At 44.1% G+C, this 18502-nt stretch carries 15 protein-coding genes; 2 read left to right on the top strand and 13 right to left on the bottom strand.

Features of this window, described 5'->3' with window-relative positions; genetic code table 11:
* Positions 1 to 2: 2 nt before the first annotated feature.
* On the bottom strand, positions 3 to 866 hold the full coding sequence (locus SRRS_RS01660) for a phosphate ABC transporter substrate-binding protein (RefSeq protein WP_371365649.1): 864 nt from the start codon (positions 864 to 866) through the stop codon (positions 3 to 5).
* A gap of 172 nt (positions 867 to 1038) precedes the next feature.
* Here SRRS_RS01660 and SRRS_RS01655 point away from each other — a divergent pair, with 172 nt between their 5' ends.
* Complete coding sequence (locus SRRS_RS01655) at positions 1039 to 2844, top strand: ATP-binding protein (RefSeq protein ID WP_371365647.1); 1806 nt, start codon at positions 1039 to 1041, stop codon at positions 2842 to 2844.
* 69 nt (positions 2845 to 2913) lie between these two features.
* Here the strand turns inward: SRRS_RS01655 and ltrA are convergent, their stop codons facing one another.
* From ltrA to SRRS_RS01600, 11 genes are all read right to left on the bottom strand, one after another.
* Positions 2914 to 4296 (bottom strand): group II intron reverse transcriptase/maturase, encoded by a 1383-nt coding sequence (gene ltrA, locus SRRS_RS01650; RefSeq protein ID WP_371361643.1) that lies wholly within the window; start codon positions 4294 to 4296, stop codon positions 2914 to 2916.
* Positions 4297 to 4780: 484 nt separating this feature from the next.
* Complete coding sequence (gene phoU / locus SRRS_RS01645; protein WP_371365645.1) at positions 4781 to 5437, bottom strand: phosphate signaling complex protein PhoU; 657 nt, start codon at positions 5435 to 5437, stop codon at positions 4781 to 4783.
* A gap of 13 nt (positions 5438 to 5450) precedes the next feature.
* A complete protein-coding gene (gene pstB / locus SRRS_RS01640) occupies positions 5451 to 6206 on the bottom strand; it encodes a phosphate ABC transporter ATP-binding protein PstB (RefSeq protein WP_371365643.1) in 756 nt (251 codons plus the stop codon).
* 195 nt (positions 6207 to 6401) lie between these two features.
* On the bottom strand, positions 6402 to 7097 hold the full coding sequence (locus SRRS_RS01635; protein WP_371365641.1) for a response regulator: 696 nt from the start codon (positions 7095 to 7097) through the stop codon (positions 6402 to 6404).
* A gap of 192 nt (positions 7098 to 7289) precedes the next feature.
* A complete protein-coding gene (locus SRRS_RS01630) occupies positions 7290 to 7565 on the bottom strand; it encodes an HU family DNA-binding protein (protein ID WP_371365639.1) in 276 nt (91 codons plus the stop codon).
* A 95-nt stretch (positions 7566 to 7660) separates the two neighbouring features.
* On the bottom strand, positions 7661 to 9130 hold the full coding sequence (gene mazG, locus SRRS_RS01625) for a nucleoside triphosphate pyrophosphohydrolase (RefSeq protein ID WP_371365637.1): 1470 nt from the start codon (positions 9128 to 9130) through the stop codon (positions 7661 to 7663).
* A gap of 1 nt (position 9131) precedes the next feature.
* On the bottom strand, positions 9132 to 10733 hold the full coding sequence (locus SRRS_RS01620; RefSeq protein WP_371365635.1) for an oligosaccharide flippase family protein: 1602 nt from the start codon (positions 10731 to 10733) through the stop codon (positions 9132 to 9134).
* Positions 10734 to 11074: 341 nt separating this feature from the next.
* Positions 11075 to 11641 carry a stage V sporulation protein T gene (gene spoVT, locus SRRS_RS01615; RefSeq protein WP_371365633.1) on the bottom strand — a complete coding sequence of 189 codons (567 nt, stop codon included), beginning with the start codon at positions 11639 to 11641 and terminating at the stop codon, positions 11075 to 11077.
* A 158-nt stretch (positions 11642 to 11799) separates the two neighbouring features.
* Positions 11800 to 15132 (bottom strand): transcription-repair coupling factor, encoded by a 3333-nt coding sequence (gene mfd, locus SRRS_RS01610; protein ID WP_371369695.1) that lies wholly within the window; start codon positions 15130 to 15132, stop codon positions 11800 to 11802.
* Between the two features lie 103 nt (positions 15133 to 15235).
* Positions 15236 to 15484 carry an anti-sigma-F factor Fin gene (locus SRRS_RS01605; RefSeq protein WP_371365631.1) on the bottom strand — a complete coding sequence of 83 codons (249 nt, stop codon included), beginning with the start codon at positions 15482 to 15484 and terminating at the stop codon, positions 15236 to 15238.
* A gap of 87 nt (positions 15485 to 15571) precedes the next feature.
* Positions 15572 to 15952, bottom strand: a complete 381-nt coding sequence (locus SRRS_RS01600) for a hypothetical protein (protein WP_371365630.1) — start codon at positions 15950 to 15952, stop codon at positions 15572 to 15574.
* A gap of 316 nt (positions 15953 to 16268) precedes the next feature.
* Here SRRS_RS01600 and SRRS_RS01595 point away from each other — a divergent pair, with 316 nt between their 5' ends.
* Positions 16269 to 17231, top strand: coding sequence for a hypothetical protein (locus SRRS_RS01595; protein WP_371365628.1), 963 nt, complete (start codon positions 16269 to 16271; stop codon positions 17229 to 17231).
* A 171-nt stretch (positions 17232 to 17402) separates the two neighbouring features.
* Here the strand turns inward: SRRS_RS01595 and SRRS_RS01590 are convergent, their stop codons facing one another.
* On the bottom strand, positions 17403 to 18296 hold the full coding sequence (locus SRRS_RS01590; RefSeq protein ID WP_371365626.1) for a peptidoglycan DD-metalloendopeptidase family protein: 894 nt from the start codon (positions 18294 to 18296) through the stop codon (positions 17403 to 17405).
* Positions 18297 to 18502 lie beyond the last annotated feature (206 nt).

Below are 18502 nucleotides of genomic sequence, written 5' to 3'. Positions count from 1 at the left end.
CACTACTGTTTCATTTTGGTAATAGGCACAAAACCATTCTTTTCGGCATAAGCTTCCTGGAATTCTTTACTTGTTGCATAATCAATAAAGGCTTTTACTGCACCAGTTGGTTCACCTTTGGTATACATACGGCCATAAGTAAACACGGGGTATTTACCGCTCACTACATTGTCAATACTATATTTCACGCCATTATAGGCAAGTGCTTTAACCGATTGGTCAGCATAAGCGGCATCAACATAACCGATAGCACCAGGAGTGCTGGCAATAGCCGCACGAACTGCGCCGTTAGAATCTTGAATTACGGCATTATCGGTAAAGGCTGCGCCTTTAAGAACAATATCAGCAATGGCGCCGCGTGAGCCGGAGGATTTAGCGCGGTGGATAATGGTTATTTTTTGATCCTTGCCGCCTACTTCTTTCCAGTTAGTCACTTTGCCCGTGAAGATATCTACATATTGTTGCTGGGTCAGATTATCTACATTAACATCAGTGTTAGTGATAAATACAAAAGGAATACCTACTAGCTTGGTTTCTACAAGACCTTTATCTTTTAGGTTGTCCTGAAGCGCTACGTCAGAGTTACCGATATTAACCGAACCGGCCGCCACTTGGTTCTGACCTGTAAACGATCCGCCGCCAGCTATATTAACAGTAACTTTAGCATTTTTCTTCTGAAATTCTTCCTGAGCCGGTTTTAAGAAAGGCAGCAGCGCTGTTGAACCAGAAGCGGTAACTGTACCTGATAACTCAGTTTGTGCTTTGGTGTCTTTAGGCGCTTCTTTTTGGTCACCGCAACCTGTTACTAAACTTGCACCCAGCATCAATGCCAATGCACTTATTAACAGTTTTTTAGAAAGTTTCATTATTATTATTTCCTCCTCAGTATTTGTACGGTTTTCATGTCTCAATTGTAAAACATTTATACAAGTGTTGTGTTAAGGAATTGTTAAAGCCATGTTAAGATATACAATTGGCGTTTACCTAATTTTTGCGGTATATTGGTAATAGTAAAAACCTAGTCGGAGGTAATATCCTATGTTTGCTCGCAATCTTCGCAACCGTCTCGTTGTACTCTTTTTAGTCCTTGTTCTTTTTACATTGAGCGCCGTTGGCAGTTATATATTGTGGTTTTTTTATCAGCATAACATTGCCAGTCTTAATGCTACGATGCTCAGTCAGGCGAAAATAATTGAAGAACTAATTTACCCGGATATGGCCGGACCGATTCAAAAAGCTCAGATTGACGAAAAAATTAAAGAATTAAGCTCCCGAATTGATCTCAGGGTCACTATTATCGATACTGCCGGTACAGTTATTGCTGATTCACAACAGAACCCAACGCTCATGGAAAACCACAGTGACCGACCCGAAATAATAGCAGCCTTGGCGGGCGGCAACAGTTACAATATTAGGAAAAGTACTACGCAAGATAAATCTCTGCTATATGTTTCTACCCCGATTTTTTATAACAATGAAATTACCGGCGTAACGCGGGTAGCTATGCCACTTGACCATGTAGAAGAAGGATTTCGCAACATACTTTCAGCCCTCCTCGCTGCCTGTCTTTTGACCTCGCTTGTTGGCATATGTTTCAGTCTAGCGTTTGCTTACCGTTATACGCGTCCACTTGAGGAAATTATCGATACTGCCAATTCGATTGCTGAAGGTGATTTAAGTAAACGGGTATTCATAAAAACCAATGATGAACTCGAGATACTGGCTCACGCCATCAATAACCTAACCTCCAGCTTGGAAGACAAGGTTATCGATATTACGGCCCAAAACCACAAACTGGAACTTATCCTTCAGAATATGGGAGATGCTGTCATCCTGCTTGATAAATTCGGGAAAGTAACAACAGCGAACAAAACGGCTATGTCTAGCTTTGGTATTACCAGCAAAATGATTGGGCAGCACAATATTCAGGTTATCGGCAATAGTATGCTCGATCAGGCCGTCAAAACTACACTGCATTATAAGGAAAATAGGATTATTGACCTAAAAACTAATCTTCATGGTAAAAAGCGCGTATTCCAAGTATTTCTTGCTCCAATAACCGGTAGTGAAAATGAAACCACCGGCGTACTAAGCGTCTTTCATGACATCACAACCTTGCAGGAGATACATGACAAACAGGCCGATTTTGTTACAAATGCTTCGCACGAACTAGCCACACCGCTAACAGCTATCACGGGTTTTGCTGAGACTCTCTTGGATGGAGCACTAGATCAACCAGAGCTCAGTCAAAAGTTTGTTAAAATTATTCATGACGAGGCCGAACGGATGCATCGCCTAATCCAGGATCTACTGAAACTGGCTCGGCTGAACTCCCAGGAATACAGGGAACAGGTTAAACTGGAACCGGTAGCCGTAGAACCGTTACTCATTGCCGCCAAACAGGATATGGCTCCCCGTTGGCAGCAAAAAAACCAACTTGTTGTACTTGATTGCAGCAATAAAACGCTTCTTGCCTTAGCTCATCCAGACTGGCTTAAACAGGTCATTGTTAATTTGCTGGAGAATAGTATCAAATATACTCACCCAGATGGGAAAATACTACTTACATGCTGGCAGGAGGGCGACCAAATAAAAATTGCGGTTAAAGATTCTGGTATAGGTATTCCCGCCAAAGACCTACCGTTCATCTTTGATCGCTTTTATCGGGTCGATCGGGCACGCACCCGTTCAGCGGGCGGCAGCGGATTAGGACTATCCATTGCCAAGTTTATCATTGAGATGCTTGGCGGCAGTATTGAGGCTGAAAGCCAGATTGATGTGGGAACTACGTTTACAATTACCCTTCCTTTTGTTACCGGCGCGAATCAATCGAGTAGGAGCTAAATAATTAATTTATTTAGCGACCTCTCACACCACCGTACGTACCGTTCGGTATACGGCGGTTCAATAATTTTAACGTAAATGAAATGCCTCGTATTTCTTCGCTATGTTCATATAGCCTAGAGATTCGAGGTATTTGTCTGTTAGTGTCCTTTGTAAAATAGCACTTCCCGCAACACGCCAATACCCTAACCGTGTATTGGCATACTGCCAAGCTCTATTCCTATCCAGTCCCAGCTTTTGTAGATTCACAAACTTAGTCTGAACTTTCTTCCATTGCTTCCATAGATACATTCGCAGCCTGCGTCGTATCCATTTGTTCATTTCTTTCATGTTATTGCTCATGTTTGCAATGGAAAAGTAGTTCAACCAGCCTGTTGTATATTTCCTCAGTTCTTGCAGTGTGTCTTGGATTGCCCACCCACGACTTCGGTTGGTTATTTCCTTGATCTTCTCTTTGAAACGTTTCAAGACTTTCCCATGCGGACGTATTCCGATTTGTCCCGCTACCTTATGCAATGCAAATCCCAGAAACTTCACCCTCAGCGGACTGCCGATTTGGCTTTTCCGCTGATTTACTTGTAACTTCAAAGTTCCCTCAAGGAATTTCACACAACTCGCCATGACCCGCTTGGCTGCACGTTCCGTCCTGACATAGATATTGCAGTCATCTGCATATCTTACGAACTTATGTCCGCGCTTCTCCAGCAGTTGGTCAAATTTCGTCAGGTAGATATTGGATAGCAGTGGTGACAGGTTTCCTCCTTGCGGGGTTCCCGATGTACTGGGGCTGACTATACCGCCTTCCATGACTCCACTTTTCAGGTATTTCCGGATTAAGACGATGACTCGTTCATCCTTGATTTCTTCACGGAGCATGTTGATAAGCATGTCATGATTTACCGTATCGAAGTACTGCGCCAGGTCAATGTCTACTACTTTCGTGTATCCTGCCCTATAGTATGCTTCGGCTTGCTTTATCGCCTGATGCGCATTTCTGCCTACTCGAAAACCATAACTTCTTTCTGAAAATTTCTTTTCAAAGATGGGCGTTAACACTTGGGTTATGGCTTGTTGTATTAACCTGTCTAGTACGGTCGGTATTCCTAGCTTTCGGGTTCCTCCATCCGGCTTAGGTATTTCCACCCTTCTCACGGGTTGAGGGGTGTATCTTCCGGTTCGCAGGGATTCAAGAAACTCTTCTTTATTGTCTTTCAGCCACTGCTTCATATCTCCAACCTGCATGCCATCCACTCCGCCTGCACCTTTCTTGCGCAGTACCTGGGCATATGCTGCATTGAGATTGTTTCGGTCTAGTATTTCTTCTAACAGATTTACGCGGTTCTCTTTTGCATCTTCCAGTGTCGTCATGCTCCGCGCTCCCTTGTTACTCTCTGCTTCCAGCATACCCTGGCAAGGGCAGCCCATTTTACTGGTTTTCTGCTCTCTTAACATGACTTCACCTTCCTTTGCTCAAGAACTCGATTATTGTTCAGTCCTTCTCGAAAAAAAAAACTTCGGTACTATGACCTCTGCTGACTTCTCACAGTAAATCTTATTTCAACCATGCTTCGATTGAGTTATCTTCACATGTCTGTGAGATCTCCCCGGGTAAGAACGCAATCTTTCTCTCCATCTATCTGCCACATTTACAGCGCAAACTTTCGGATAGTTTCGGGCTTCGGTTTGTTATGCAACCTTACCCAGTTTACACTGCCTTATATGTGATTTCTGTTCGTCAGACCAGAGATTTGCCGCCGACTTCCTTCAGATTCCACCTCGCGGTGGACACCCTTGTCTTGAGCTATGCGCTTGGCACTATCTACCCGCGCTCGGGACTTTCACCCGTTAGATTGCGCCCATGCCGGGCGCACATAACAAAGCGAGATTGCTTTCTCTACTAAGAGAGAAGCAATCTCGCTTTTACTTTAACGAATACCTATTTTTTTCTAAGCCGCTGCCCTGTTACGAGGTAGATCGTCCATTCAGCAATATTTGTAGCATGGTCGGCAATCCGTTCCAGATAACGGGCAACAAAAATAAGCTGAGTAGCCTGGGAAATAGTCTTGGGATCTTCCATCATATAGGTCAGCAGTTCCCGGAAAACCTGGTGATATATATTATCGACTTCATCATCATTTAAACAAACTTGCTCAGCCAGGGCAATGTCCAGTGTAGTATATGCTTCCAGTGAGTCCTTGAGCATTCTCTGAGACATTTGCGCCATTCTGGGAATATCAACTAGCGGTTTTATAAGCGGTTGGTTTGCCATACTTAATGCTATTTTAGCAATATCGTAAGCATGGTCCCCCATACGTTCTAAGTCAGTAGTAATCTTGAGTCCTGTACTAATTACCCTAAGATCACGAGCCATCGGCTGCTGTCTGGCGATTAATACCATACATTTATCCTCAATATCAATTTCCATTTGGTCAATTACATCGTCAAAATCCATAACCCGGCGAGCCTGTTCAATATCTTGCTTTGCCAATGAAGTTACCGCATCATCAATGGCTCCGTCCACCGCGTTGCCCATTTTCAATAACCCCTGACGCAATTGCTCCAATTCCTGGTCATAATTATGTCTTATTGTCATTTTTCGTTCCTCCTTACCCAAAGCGTCCAGTAATGTAGTCTTCTGTCCGTTTATCCTGCGGCCGGGTAAAAATGGTATCAGTTTTATCATACTCAACCAAATCACCGCTTAAGAAAAAGCCGGTATAATCAGATACCCGAGCCGCTTGCTGCATATTATGCGTGACCATAACGATAGTATACCTGGATTTTAACTCAGTAACTAATTCTTCGATCTTCATGGTAGAAATGGGATCCAACGCCGAACAAGGTTCGTCCATTAGCAGAACTTCGGGCTCAACCGCAAGCAGCCGGGCAATACAAAGACGCTGCTGCTGGCCGCCGGATAATCCCATAGCCGAGGTATGCAGCCGGTCTTTTACTTCTTCCCAGAGCGCAGAACCGGTAAGACTTCTTTCTACAATTTCATCAAGCACAGCCCGGCTGCTTTGTCCGTGGATACGCGGCCCATAGGCAATATTTTCGTAGATGGACATGGGAAAAGGATTAGGACGCTGAAACACCATGCCTACCCGTTTTCTTAAGCTTACAGTATCAATTTTAGGGTGGTAAATGTTCTGTCCGTCCAGCAATACTTCGCCTTCAATTTTAACACTTTCAACCAAGTCATTCATGCGGTTTAATGTTTTAAGAAACGTCGACTTGCCGCATCCTGACGGTCCGATGAGAGCTACCACGCTATTTTCCGGTATATCAATGGAGATTTTTTTGAGTGCCAGGATATCTCCATAGTATAACTTCAGTTTGTTCACTTGTATTTTAAAGTTCATAGCTAATAATCCTCCTGTAGTTTCTCATTAGAAATATAACACAAAAATTGCAGCTTGAATGTTAATATCATGTTAAATTTTCGATATATTACTCGCTCTCATGTACCCCAAAGTAAAAGTGAGGCTGCGCAGATACCCGCGTTAGCCTCACTTTTTTGATTGCTTCAACTACTGAAGAACAGTACCGCTATTAACTTATTGCAAATCTTTAAATCTGTAACCTACGCCGCGTACCGTTTCAATGGCATCGCCTGCATCATTATCCTGCCCCAATTTAACCCTAAGATGCCGTACATGCACGTCAACTGTCCGGGTATCGCCAAAGTATTCGTAACCCCATACTTTCTCCAACAGTTGTTCGCGTGTAAACACCTTACCTGTATTGGTGACAAATAATTTTAACATTTCATATTCCTTCGGCGTCAATTCAAGCTTCTCGCTTCCCAGATGGGCTTCATAGCGGCTGAAATTAAGTTTTAGATTGCCTACAACCAATTCACCGCCAGTAACACTTTCCTTCTGGCTGCGCCGCAGTACGGCTTTAATCCTGGCCAAAAGCTCACGTGGGCTGAAGGGTTTGGTCAAATAATCATCGGCACCAAGTTCCAGACCAATGATCTTATCAATTTCTTCATTTTTGGCAGTTAGCATTATAATGGGAATAGCAGCCGTTTCGCGAGAGTTTTTCACCAGTCGGCATACCTCAAGACCATCAATACCAGGCAGCATAAGGTCAAGAACTATAAGATCCGGTTTGTCCGTTTTGGCCATCTTCACTGCCGTCTGACCATCGCCGGCCTCAATAGAATTATAGCCTTCCTTCTCCACAGTAAATTTTATAAGTTCGCGAATATTGATCTCGTCATCAACAATCAAAATCTTCCCTGTCATTGACGTTCCCCTCATTTCAGTCATTACTGCCGTTTAGCTAACTCTGCACTAAGAAAAGTCGCTTGCATCAAATCTTTGAAGTAACCCGAAGTCAAGGTGTTCTTAGCCCAGCAACTTCTTAGGACAAGAAATGCTTATAATTAAAAACCAGGTTTATAAAAACCTGGTTTACATCGTCTCTGCTTTTTTTACTTACGCGTTTACAGCGTCTTTCAGGCCTTTACCTGCTTTGAATACAGGATTTTTGGAAGCTGGTATGGTAATTTCCTTGCCGGTTTGAGGATTGCGACCTTTGCGCTCCTCACGAGTTTTTACTTCAAAGGTACCAAAACCAATGATTTGTACTTTATCATCGTTGGCTAAAGCTTCTTCAATAGCGGCAAATACAGCATTAATTGATTTTTCAGCATCCTTTTGAGTCATATCAGCCTTTTGGGCTACGGCTTTGACAAGGTCAGTTTTATTCACTATATTGCTCCCCCTAACATAAATCGATTACGAATAGCTTTATTCGCTACGCAACTTTTTATTCCTGCTTCAAATAAAAAAAATGGTAAAAAAACTCATTCTAGCGACATTTTTTTCTTCGCTTCCTCCCATAAAATGTCAAGAGAGGCTAAATCCATGTCTTCCCAGCGGCATTTTTGTTCTTTGAGCTTAATCTCAATGTAGGCAAACCGCTTACGAAATTTATTGTTGGTAACGTTAAGTGCTGTCTCCGGATCAATTCCCATAAACCGAGCTAAATTGACAACAGCAAACAGTACATCCCCTAGTTCGCCTTCGGCTTCCCGCTCCCGCGCGACTGCCGGCAAAGCCGCCGCTTCCCTAAGCTCTTGCAATTCCTCAAATACCTTGTCCCACACCGGGGCGATATTATCCCAGTCAAAACCTACTTTGGCTGCCTTGGCTTGTAGTTTGTAAGCCGTCATTAAGCTAGGTAAACCAACAGGAATCCCATCAAGTACGCCGGTGCGCTCCAATGCCTTTTCCCGTTTTTTGATTTGTTCCCAGTTTAGAACAACTTCAGCGGCATCCCGTACTGTAATCGAACCAAAAACATGAGGATGACGCCGCACCATTTTTTCCGTCACATTGTCAATAACGTCTTGCATGGTAAAGCCGCCGCTTTCTTCGGCAATACGGGCATGAAAAACAATCTGAAGCAATACGTCACCGAGTTCTTCGCATAATTTAACGCCATCGGCCAATTCAATGGCTTCCAGCACCTCATATACTTCCTCGACAAAGTAGCGCCTAAGACTTAAGTGAGTCTGTTCAATATCCCAGACACAACCACCAGGCGAACGCAGCCTTGCCATAACATCGACAACGGGGTCCAAGGAAAAAACTTTACTACGCACCGGGCGGGCCGGCACATAAACACTGGTTAGATGGTCAATAACCGGCAGACGATCGAGTTCAAACAGCATAACTTTAGTAACTTCTTCATCCGGCAGCCCTAAATTGCGAACGACAGTAACTTGATATTCGTCACCAAAATAATCCATTAATGTAAGTTTGGCATCAGAGGCCACCTGACGATTGTATACCTGGGTAATTACAAGACCTGTGGCCAAATCAGGCGGCAGCGTCGCCAAATCAGCCGCATCAACGATAGTTAGACCGTTAATAGGGTCAATACCTAGTCTTGTATATAATACCTCAAGGAAACTCATCGCAGGAATAATTGTGAGGCTTACCTCCGCTGTTTTGGCTTTGGTTCTGATAAGCTCTACCGTTTTTTCCGCCACTAGCGGGCTGCCAGGTACGGCATAAACGATTTCCTCGCCCTGCCGTGCCCGCGCGATTACACTTTGAGCTATTTCCTCATATAAGCTGGAGAAATCATTCGCTTGCTCGTAGAGATGATCAAAACTGGTAAACCCGATTCCTTGTGCCGTGAGCTTCTCTATACAAGGATGTTTAGCGGTACGCAAGATTAGCGTCCCCGCATTTGATAATAGTTCCCATGTTTCCAGAGTTATATGCTTAAAGCTGCCAGGTCCAAGCCCAACAATAGTAATTCCCATATTATCGCCTCAACAGTCTTAGTTTAATCAAAATATCCGTCAATTTTTCGCCAACTCGAGGCAATTGGTCAATATCTTTGGCTTGCACACCGCCGACCAACAGTAAAACCATGCCAAATACAATACCTCCGGCTGCAATAGAGCCTAATGTGGCCAACGTATTCTTGAGGGTATAGGTCATAAGTGCATCATAGGATAGGAGTACAACTGCACCCATAACAGCCGACGCAACAACGGCTTTGAAGGTGTCCTTGATATCTAAAGTAAAGCCTACATAGCGATATACAAAGAACATATTCAGTAATGCAGCAACACCAAAATCAGCGACAGTTGCCCAGGCGGCACCCATAATGCCGAGTGCTGGCAGTGCAGTAAGAATCCAGCTCATAACAATTTTAATTACAGCAGAAGCAGCCATATTGATGACTGGTATAGCAGTATGCCCCAAACCTTGGAGAACACCTGTTGTCACTTGATGAATACCCAAAAGGAAAATTCCAATGGCCAGGATAGCAATCGGCATACCAGCATTCGGCGTACCATATAGCATGAGTGAAATAGGTGTTGCTAATAACCACATGCCAACAAAACTGGGAATTGTAATCAAGTTAGAAATACGCATAGCAGTTGCAATACGTTGATAAATGCGCTGTTTATCACCAAGAGTATAGGCTTCGGAAACAGCCGGTACTAAGCTCGCTGCCAATGATGCCGTCAAAATGGTTGCCAAATTGACAAGCGGTACAGCCATCCCGGTAAGATAACCAAACAGTTCAGTAGCCTGTTCCACAGTATAACCGGCTACTTCTAAACGCGCAGGCACAATCAAGAGATCAATATTAGATACTACCGGCAACATAATATTAGCAAGCGATACCGGCAGCGCCAGTTTTATAATGCGGCTGATAATACTAACGCTGGATTCCTGGGTAATCTGCGACTGGGTTTCCATCTTGTGATTAAATCCCGGCTTGTGCTTCCAATAAAAATACAAGAGTACTAACAATCCGGCAGCGGCACCCGGACCTGCGCCAAAGCTGGCACCGGCAGCAGCATATTCGAGGCCGCGCGGCAACAAAATATAGGCAAAAGCGATCATAGTTATAACCCTGAATAGCTGCTCAAAAATCTGGGAAACAGCTGTCGGGGTCATCATTTGGAGTCCTTGGAAATACCCCCGGTAACTTGACAATACCGTAACAAAGAAAATAGCCGGAGCCAAAGCGGCAATAGCATAATACGCACGAGCATCACGGACAAAATGATGCTCAATCAGCCAGCCGGCGCCATAATATAAGAGAAAGGTAAACAACAAACCGGTAGCAGCCAACACGCCAAGCGAAATACGGAATACGCGGTTCGCGCCGCGATAATCGCTGAGCGCCAGTTTTTCAGCAACAATAATCGAAATTGCTACAGGAATTCCCGCCGAAGAAACACTCAGTGCCAGCAAGTATATGGGGTAAGCCATTTGGTAGAGGCCTACCCCTTCGCCTCCTAGCAGACGAGATAGTAAAATGCGGTTAACTGAGCCAATTATTTTGACGATAACACCGGCTATTGTCAGGATAAGTGCGCCTTTTAAAAATGTATCTTTACTCAACCGAGTCATTCCTCTCCAAAATTTGGCCTAATTGGCCACTTTCACTATTATAGCAAAATCTCTCTGTCAATAAAACACTAATTACAGAACTTACTCCTCCCGGGAGTCTTATAATGAATTTATTAGTAAAATCGGCTTGTCACCGGATAAAGAAGACTTATCTTCAGATGATGCCTTTTCATTTGAAGGTTAGTCGCCCTTATCCAGGACTTAAGCCGTTCTCGAATCCTACGGCAGGAGGAGTCCTAGAATCGGCTTGTCATCGGATAATACAAAAGTAGCGAACTTAACAAGAATTGTTAGTGTCCGCTACTTACGCCATACGAATGCTGTGTAAATGTTTATTGAGCCATTTGTTTGGCAAGGAATCCGGCTGCCGTTTCGGCTAATTTAACTTCCATGTCAGCCATTTGAGTCCCTGCCTCTTTGGAACAAATAATAACTGCGCCGATAGCATCACCTTCAACAATAATTGGGGCAATGACTTCAGAAGTAAATTTACAGGTTTCTTCATCGTCGCATTGGGCAGCACAGCCCTTACAATGTTTGTATTCACCTGGATTGCTGATGAGGGCAGATTTTCGCTCTTCCATTACTTTTTCAACTGCCGGGCCGAGAGGTTTATTCAAGAATTCCTTTTTTGAAGCACCAGCGACAGCTACTACGTTGTCGCGGTCGGCAATCAGAATGATATGGCCAACAGCTTCATACAGTGAATCAGCATATTCTTTTGCAAAATCCCCTAATTCTCCGACAGGAGAGTATTTTTTTAGGATTACCTCGCCCTCACGATCAACGTATATTTCCAGTGGATCGCCTTCACGGATTCTCAAGGTTCGTCTGATTTCTTTCGGTATTACAACTCGGCCTAAATCGTCAATTCTGCGTACAATTCCGGTTGCTTTCACCAGTATCCCCCTTTCTACAACGTTAGCCAACTAAATTTACGGTTGAGACAATTTTTGCAGATAACATCGAAACAGACTTACAAGGCCAAACAGCATCAGGAATTACTTAGTAATTTCTAATCGTTCATTGATAGTAGTATATATCCTGCTAATACGTTTTATTCATTTTTCTGGCCCAAAAAAGGTAATGAAGTTGACATATTTCCCATATTTTCAAACCCGGCTAAAATCAAAAATAGCTTTACCAGTGTATCCATAATTGACAGGCTCAGGCGGGAGGCTGTAAGACGCATGGCTTCAGGGGGACCAGGCATAAAAGCGAGTTTACCCGGAAATAAATTCTTAGCCTGTAACAAGCCTTCTGGCACTACATTGGGATTTTCAAAAGTGATTTCTACCCGTCCATTACGTTCGACTATCGAACGAATCCCAAGATGACGGGCTAAATTTTTGATTCGGGCGACCTTGAGGAGATTGATTACCGGCAAGGGGGGTTCGCCAAACCGATCAATTAATTCGTCCGTCAATTCAGTCAAATGACTTTCATCCCGGATAGCGGCAATTCGCTGGTATATTTCAATCTTCTGCATAGCATCGCTAATGTAGTCGCCGGTAAGATAAGCATCTACCGTAAGCTCAATGCTAGGTTCAGGTGGTGGCACATAAACTTTTCCTGTTTTTAGTTCCTCGACAGCTTCGTCCAGGAGACGACAGTACATCTCAAAACCGACACTAACAATATGGCCATGCTGTTCACGCCCCAAAATATTGCCGGCACCACGTATTTCTAAATCGCGCATAGCTATTTTGAAACCTGAGCCCAGTTCGGCAAATTCTTTAATAGCCTGCAGACGCTTTTCAGCCACTTCGGTAAGTACTTTATCCCGGCGATAGGTAAAGTATGCATATGCCATCCGGTGGGAACGGCCAACCCGGCCTCGCATTTGGTATAACTGCGACAAACCAAAATGGTCGGCATCATACACAATAATGGTATTGGCATTAGGCACGTCAAGGCCGTTTTCAATTATACTCGTACAAATTAACGCATCGTCCCGGCCTTCGTAAAAATCAAGCATAACCTGTTCTAAGAGTTCTTCGGGCATTTGGCCATGACCCGTTTTTATGTTGGCATCAGGCAAAATTTCTGTCAGGCGCTGGCGTACTTTATCAATGGTTTGAACCCGGTTATAAACAAAATACACCTGGCCGCCGCGTTTTAATTCGCGGACAATGGCTTCCCTGATAATTTCTTCATTATATTCAACGACATAACTTTGTACCGGAAATCTATCTTCAGGCGGTGTCTCGATAATACTCATATCCCGGGCACCAACTAGCGACATATGTAAAGTACGTGGGATGGGAGTGGCGCTTAATGTCAGCACATCAAGATTGGCCCGCCACCGTTTCATCTTTTCTTTTTGAGCAACACCAAACCGTTGCTCCTCGTCCACAATCAAAAGCCCCAAGTCTTTGAACACAACGTCAGATTGAAGAATACGGTGAGTTCCGATTAATACGTCGACTTGACCAAGGGCAAGTTTCTGCAAGGTGGCCTTTTGTTCTTTGGCAGTTCTAAACCTGCTGACAACATCCACGGTTATACCAAAATCAGCAAACCGGGAGCCAAAGGTCTGATAATGCTGCTGGGCAAGAACGGTAGTCGGCACAAGCACTGCAACTTGCTTACCACCCATAACCGCTTTAAAGGCGGCGCGAATAGCTACCTCTGTTTTACCAAAGCCAACATCCCCACATAACAATCGATCCATAGGACGCGGTTGCTCCATATCGCGCTTAACCTCAACGATAGCTTGCAACTGGTCCGGTGTTTCTTCGAACGGAAAAGAATCATCAAATTCACGCTGCCAGGGAGTGTCCGGCGGAAAAGCATAACCTACCTGCAGCTGGCGTTCCGCGTATAGTTGAATTAGCTCCTTCGCCATATCGGCTACAGCCGCTTTGGCTTTAGTCTTAACTTTAAGCCAATCACTGCCGCCCATCTTGCTAAGCCGCGGCACCTCGCCCTCAGCACCGATATACTTTTGCAGAAGCCCTACTTGATCTGTAGGTACATACAGCTTGTCATCGCCGGCATAACGGATATGCAGATAATCCTTGTGAACTCCGCCAACTTCCAGAGTTTCTACACCGACATATTTGCCAATACCATGGTTTACATGAACAACATAATCCCCTATATTGATATCGCGGAAATAAGTAATCTGCTGGTCTTTACCGACCCGGGGACGGCGTTTCTTCTTTTGTCGGCCAAATATATCCAACTCAGTCAAAACTACTAATTTAGCGTGCGGAAATTCAAAACCACCGGATAATGCTCCTGTTGAAACGATAACAGCTCCTGGAATCAACGGCATTTGGCCGCTCTCGGCCACAATGGTGGTTATCCCTTCCTGCGTTAAATTCTGCTGAATATTTACTGCTTTATCCCGGTTGGGCATAAACAAGGCAATATTATATTTTTTATCCTGCCAGCCTTTAATTTCGCTGATCAGCATATCAATCTGGCGATGGAACGGCGCAATACCTTTGGCCGTAATGCTGACAATCTCAGTCGGCTGGGTGTTAGGAATTTTTTGAAGAAGCAGTGATAAATAGATTACATTATAAGCTTGGCTGGCAGTAATCAACTCATTCCAGCCAAAAACCCGGCGTTTTATTTCCGGGTTTTCCTTAACCAGCTTAGTCATTTGTTCTCTAAGCCGCGCCGATTCATCCATTACAATAGTAGCGCCTGCCGGTAAGTACGAAACAAATACGGCCGGCTTACCGCTATGTTCAGGTTCGGTCAACGGCATAACATCTGCCAATGGCAGATCTTGTACCGAACGCTGAGTAGCGGCCTCAAATTCTCGCAAAGAATCGATTTCATCGCCAAACAGCTCAAGCCGCAGCGGCAAACTCCGGTTAACGGCAAATATATCAATAATGCCGCCACGTACACTGAACTGTCCGGCACCATCTACCTGATCGACCCGTTCATAACCAAATTCCACTAAAGATTGAATAAGATCTTCCCGGTTTATTGGCCCGCCGCTAGTTAATGCAAGCCGGCTGTTCAAGAATTCTTGTTTTGGCAGCACTTTCTGCATAGCCGCTTCGGCAGTGACTAAAACAATGATTTTCTCGCCTCTGGCCATCCGGCTTAGAACATCCATACGTTTGGCAGCCAATTCAACACTTTTAGCCGCCGCGGCAAATGTTACAATATCAATTGCCGGTAATTCCACTACCGGTACCTCCGGCAAAAGCGCGGCAAAATCGGCTCTTAAGATTTCGGCAGCCTCCTGGCTGGCTGTTACGATTACTGTCGGCCTAGCGGACGCTTGAAAGGAACCGGCCACGAGTACACTTTTCTGTGCGCCGGTAAGGCCGTAAATCAAACTTTGAGCGGTTGCCGCCGCAAACGCAGCTTGTGCCCGCTGCAAAGCTTTATCCTCTTGCAAAGCTGCGAATAGTGTCAGCATAGTTTTCTCTCCCATATAAAAACCTCATACCTCAGGTAGTGCTAAAAGGGCTTTAGCCTAGGCTAAAGCCCTATATGTTTATGTTTAAAAGTTGATACGACGTTTAGTGAATATAACTTCTATTGGTTGATGTCACGCCTATCATGATGTTGTCATCCAGCCCCATGGAAGTAATGCAGGTATCACACAGTGACTTTACGTACATGGCATTCTCAGTAACATCAGTCTTAATTATATCCTGGCGTTCTTGGGCAGTCAAGCAATCAAATCCAAACTTGGTTTCATCTACCTGATCTACTTCTAATGTATCAATATGCTCACCACAATATTCACAAGTATAAAAAATTTTCATGAGCTATCCCTCTTTCCTGATTTTTACCCTGTACCATCTGCCATAGGTAGACTTTGCTTTAGAGGGGAGTTTATCTCCTTCTTACATTTATGGAATAAGTCTGACCATGGTAACGTTGTATGCCAGATGCAAAAAAACACCTACTGCTAACGCCAGCCAAATGCTGCCAGTTACATAAAGAACACCCATTGTAGCCGCGCCAAAAAAGCTATGCCCGGCCAAGCTCAAAATCGGCGCAATGAAGCTGTCTCTATTGCCTTGCTGCCAGTCATATACTGCTTCGATCGCACCAAACACAGCGTGCACAAGGACGATTTCGGCTCCTAGATAATAGGCAAACAGTGTTTTAGAAGCTTCCTCAGCCACTGGTCCAAGACTTATAACAGTGACTGGCCCAATATACCGCAAAAACAGCCGGTTAAGCACAAAACTCAGACCTGCCATCAGGGCGGCTATAACATAGGCCATAAGTAAATTCCTCACAATTTTAAGTACAATTACCCGATAACTAACCCGCGCTAAGACTCTCTCTTCTCCAAGCGGGAGTTATAGCCCTACGGGCACAGGCGAGCGGCTAAGTTCCTGGATAAGGGCGACCTTCAGATGAAAAATGCACCATCTGAAGCTAAGTCTTCTTTATTATTTCCCGAAAAAACAGGGGTATATACCGAACAACATTTCTGTCTGTAATTTTGTTATAATATACCAGAAAGCGACAGGAGAAAGTCATCTCAATGGAGAATTTAGTTATAATACGTTAAAGAGTAATTTTGGAGGGATAGTTTTGCAAAAATTTTGTAACCAATTTTTGCGCCGGACAGCCTTACTGTTAACCCTTGTCTGGTGCATACCGGCTATAACCATGGCAGCCCATAAACCCAAGCAGCCGGAGGCTCCACCACCACCGCTTAAAGTTACTATACTGGCTACGGCCGGAGTGAACGGTCATATTCTTGACTGGGAATACCAATTACCTAAGACTGTAGATTTTGGCCTAGTCAAAGCAGCCAGTATTGTAAAAAAAGAACGCCAAAACAATTTTAATACCATCTTGTTAGATGGCGGCAATATGTTTTCCGGTACAGAACTTACCAAGTACTTTGCCAGCACGCCGTCCACTCTTCCTAACCCGATGGTCGCTATGTATAATAGCCTCGGCTATGACGCCGTAGTCCTTGGCGATGGAGAATTTGCTTATGGTGCCGACTATTTATCCAAATCCCTAAAAAAAGCAAATTTCTCCGTACTTGCTGCCAATACCCGCAATTCCGGTAAATCAGAATTAAAAGTTCAACCCTATATCATTAAAGAAATTACTGTAGGCAAAGACAAAAAGAAGGAAAAAATCCGTATCGGTATTATCGGCGTATCCAACATCAGCCCAAATACATCCTATGCCGGCTTGACTTTTAACGATCCGGATACTGCCATCAGCAATACAGTCAAAAAAATTCAAAAAGATGTAAACGCTATTATTATTCTTAAAAATGACGGCTTAGTAATTAATGGCGTTACCTCTGCCGTTCCTGGCAAATTTGGCACCAGCGTTAGTAAAACAGAACTTACCTTCGAAAAGGTCGGCAAAAAATGGTGGATTACTCACCAAACCGAGCCGACTAACATATCTACGGTAATCGCCCCTTCCGATACAACCATGAGTGATGCGATCTGGCCGTATCATGATGCTACGTTGCAAAAAATTGCGGCCGACAAAAAAGCCGCCGCCAGTAAGCCTGCTAATAAATAATTGTAGACGCAACGTAACTAAACTCGTTTTATGCCAAAAGGCTGTGAAAAACTTTTTTATAAGTTTCTCACAGCCTTTTTGTTCTAAAAAATCATATTCTGCTCATATCAGGCTAGAGCAATAAATTTCACTGCCCCATTGGTCAGATATTCTTAACTAACTCATTATTTATTATGGGAGCATTCCCATAGGGTCGACTGGTTCACCATCTTTTTGAACTTCAAAATGCAGATGCGGACCGGTTGAGTTACCGGTACTACCCATAGAAGCAATACGCTGTCCAGCCCGTACATATTGCCCTCGTTCAACAAAATAATCGTCTAGATGGCCGTAGAGACTTACATACCCGCCGCCATGATCAATCATAACAGCATAACCATAACCACCCCGCCAGCCTGCCCAGATGACACGCCCCGCGCGAGCGGCCATGACATGAGTTCCAATATCATTAGCAATATCTACACCGGCATGCAGTCGTCCCCATCGCCAACCAAAAGGCGAAGAAATTTCACCTTTTGTCGGCCACATAAAACGGCTGGCAGATGCCCGCGATACCGACGTATCGGCTCTAGCCCAGCGCGCGCCAGGAATAAATAATTTTTCACCAACGGCAACAGTATCGGAGTCTTTGCCGTTCACGGATTTGATCGTATCCAACTGTACACCGTATGTATGTGCAATATCCCATAAGGTATCGCCACTGTTCACTTCATACATAACGCCTTTATTAGGCAATATGATCAACTGATCGCCAGGATGAATAAGGTCGTTAATACCAGGGTTTGCTGCCACTAATGTATCAACATCTATATTATACTGCTGAGCTATGCCTGTAAGAGTATCTCCGGCTACCACCGTGTGCTTGCGAATAACTTGTGGGGCAGCCTGCTGGCTTGGTGGAGGAGCAACTACCGTAGTCTGGGCAACTTGTGGGTCATTCGGGGATACCGTGATAGTCTCTGGGAAAATGTGTATCCCACTATTGACTGTCCAGGCACCGGCTAAAAGTGCAACCCCCCCCAGATATGCCCATTTCTTTGCATTCATTGTTTTCGGCAGACTCAAATACATCACCTCGCTTATGATTCAATTAGCATTACTTAAGTCATGCTGTTAATTCAAATGAATCCCAGTATTAGTATAAGCAACAAGTCCTAAAAATATGCATAACTTGGATTAATTTACTGAAAACTTACATATTATATGCCATTTTTGCTTAGATTACTCAATAAATGGACATAAAAAAACTTGGCTTTGCCAAGTTTTACAGA

Source organism: Sporomusa rhizae, assembly GCF_041428845.1.
Classification (GTDB): Bacteria; Bacillota; Negativicutes; order Sporomusales; family Sporomusaceae; genus Sporomusa; species Sporomusa rhizae.
This window is presented reverse-complemented; position numbering and strand designations above follow the sequence as displayed.

What these genes read in the sequence shown, in the direction of transcription:
- pstB (WP_371365643.1), bottom strand. Translation starts at nt 6,206, where the DNA reads ATGAACTTTAAAATACAAGTGAACAAACTGAAGTTATACTATGGAGAT.
- mfd (WP_371369695.1), bottom strand. Translation starts at nt 15,132, where the DNA reads ATGCTGACACTATTCGCAGCTTTGCAAGAGGATAAAGCTTTGCAGCGG.
- ltrA (WP_371361643.1), bottom strand. Translation starts at nt 4,296, where the DNA reads ATGTTAAGAGAGCAGAAAACCAGTAAAATGGGCTGCCCTTGCCAGGGT.
- phoU (WP_371365645.1), bottom strand. Translation starts at nt 5,437, where the DNA reads ATGACAATAAGACATAATTATGACCAGGAATTGGAGCAATTGCGTCAG.
- SRRS_RS01660 (WP_371365649.1), bottom strand. Translation starts at nt 866, where the DNA reads ATGAAACTTTCTAAAAAACTGTTAATAAGTGCATTGGCATTGATGCTG.
- SRRS_RS01605 (WP_371365631.1), bottom strand. Translation starts at nt 15,484, where the DNA reads ATGAAAATTTTTTATACTTGTGAATATTGTGGTGAGCATATTGATACA.
- SRRS_RS01655 (WP_371365647.1), top strand. Translation starts at nt 1,039, where the DNA reads ATGTTTGCTCGCAATCTTCGCAACCGTCTCGTTGTACTCTTTTTAGTC.
- SRRS_RS01635 (WP_371365641.1), bottom strand. Translation starts at nt 7,097, where the DNA reads ATGACAGGGAAGATTTTGATTGTTGATGACGAGATCAATATTCGCGAA.
- mazG (WP_371365637.1), bottom strand. Translation starts at nt 9,130, where the DNA reads ATGGGAATTACTATTGTTGGGCTTGGACCTGGCAGCTTTAAGCATATA.
- SRRS_RS01600 (WP_371365630.1), bottom strand. Translation starts at nt 15,952, where the DNA reads ATGGCCTATGTTATAGCCGCCCTGATGGCAGGTCTGAGTTTTGTGCTT.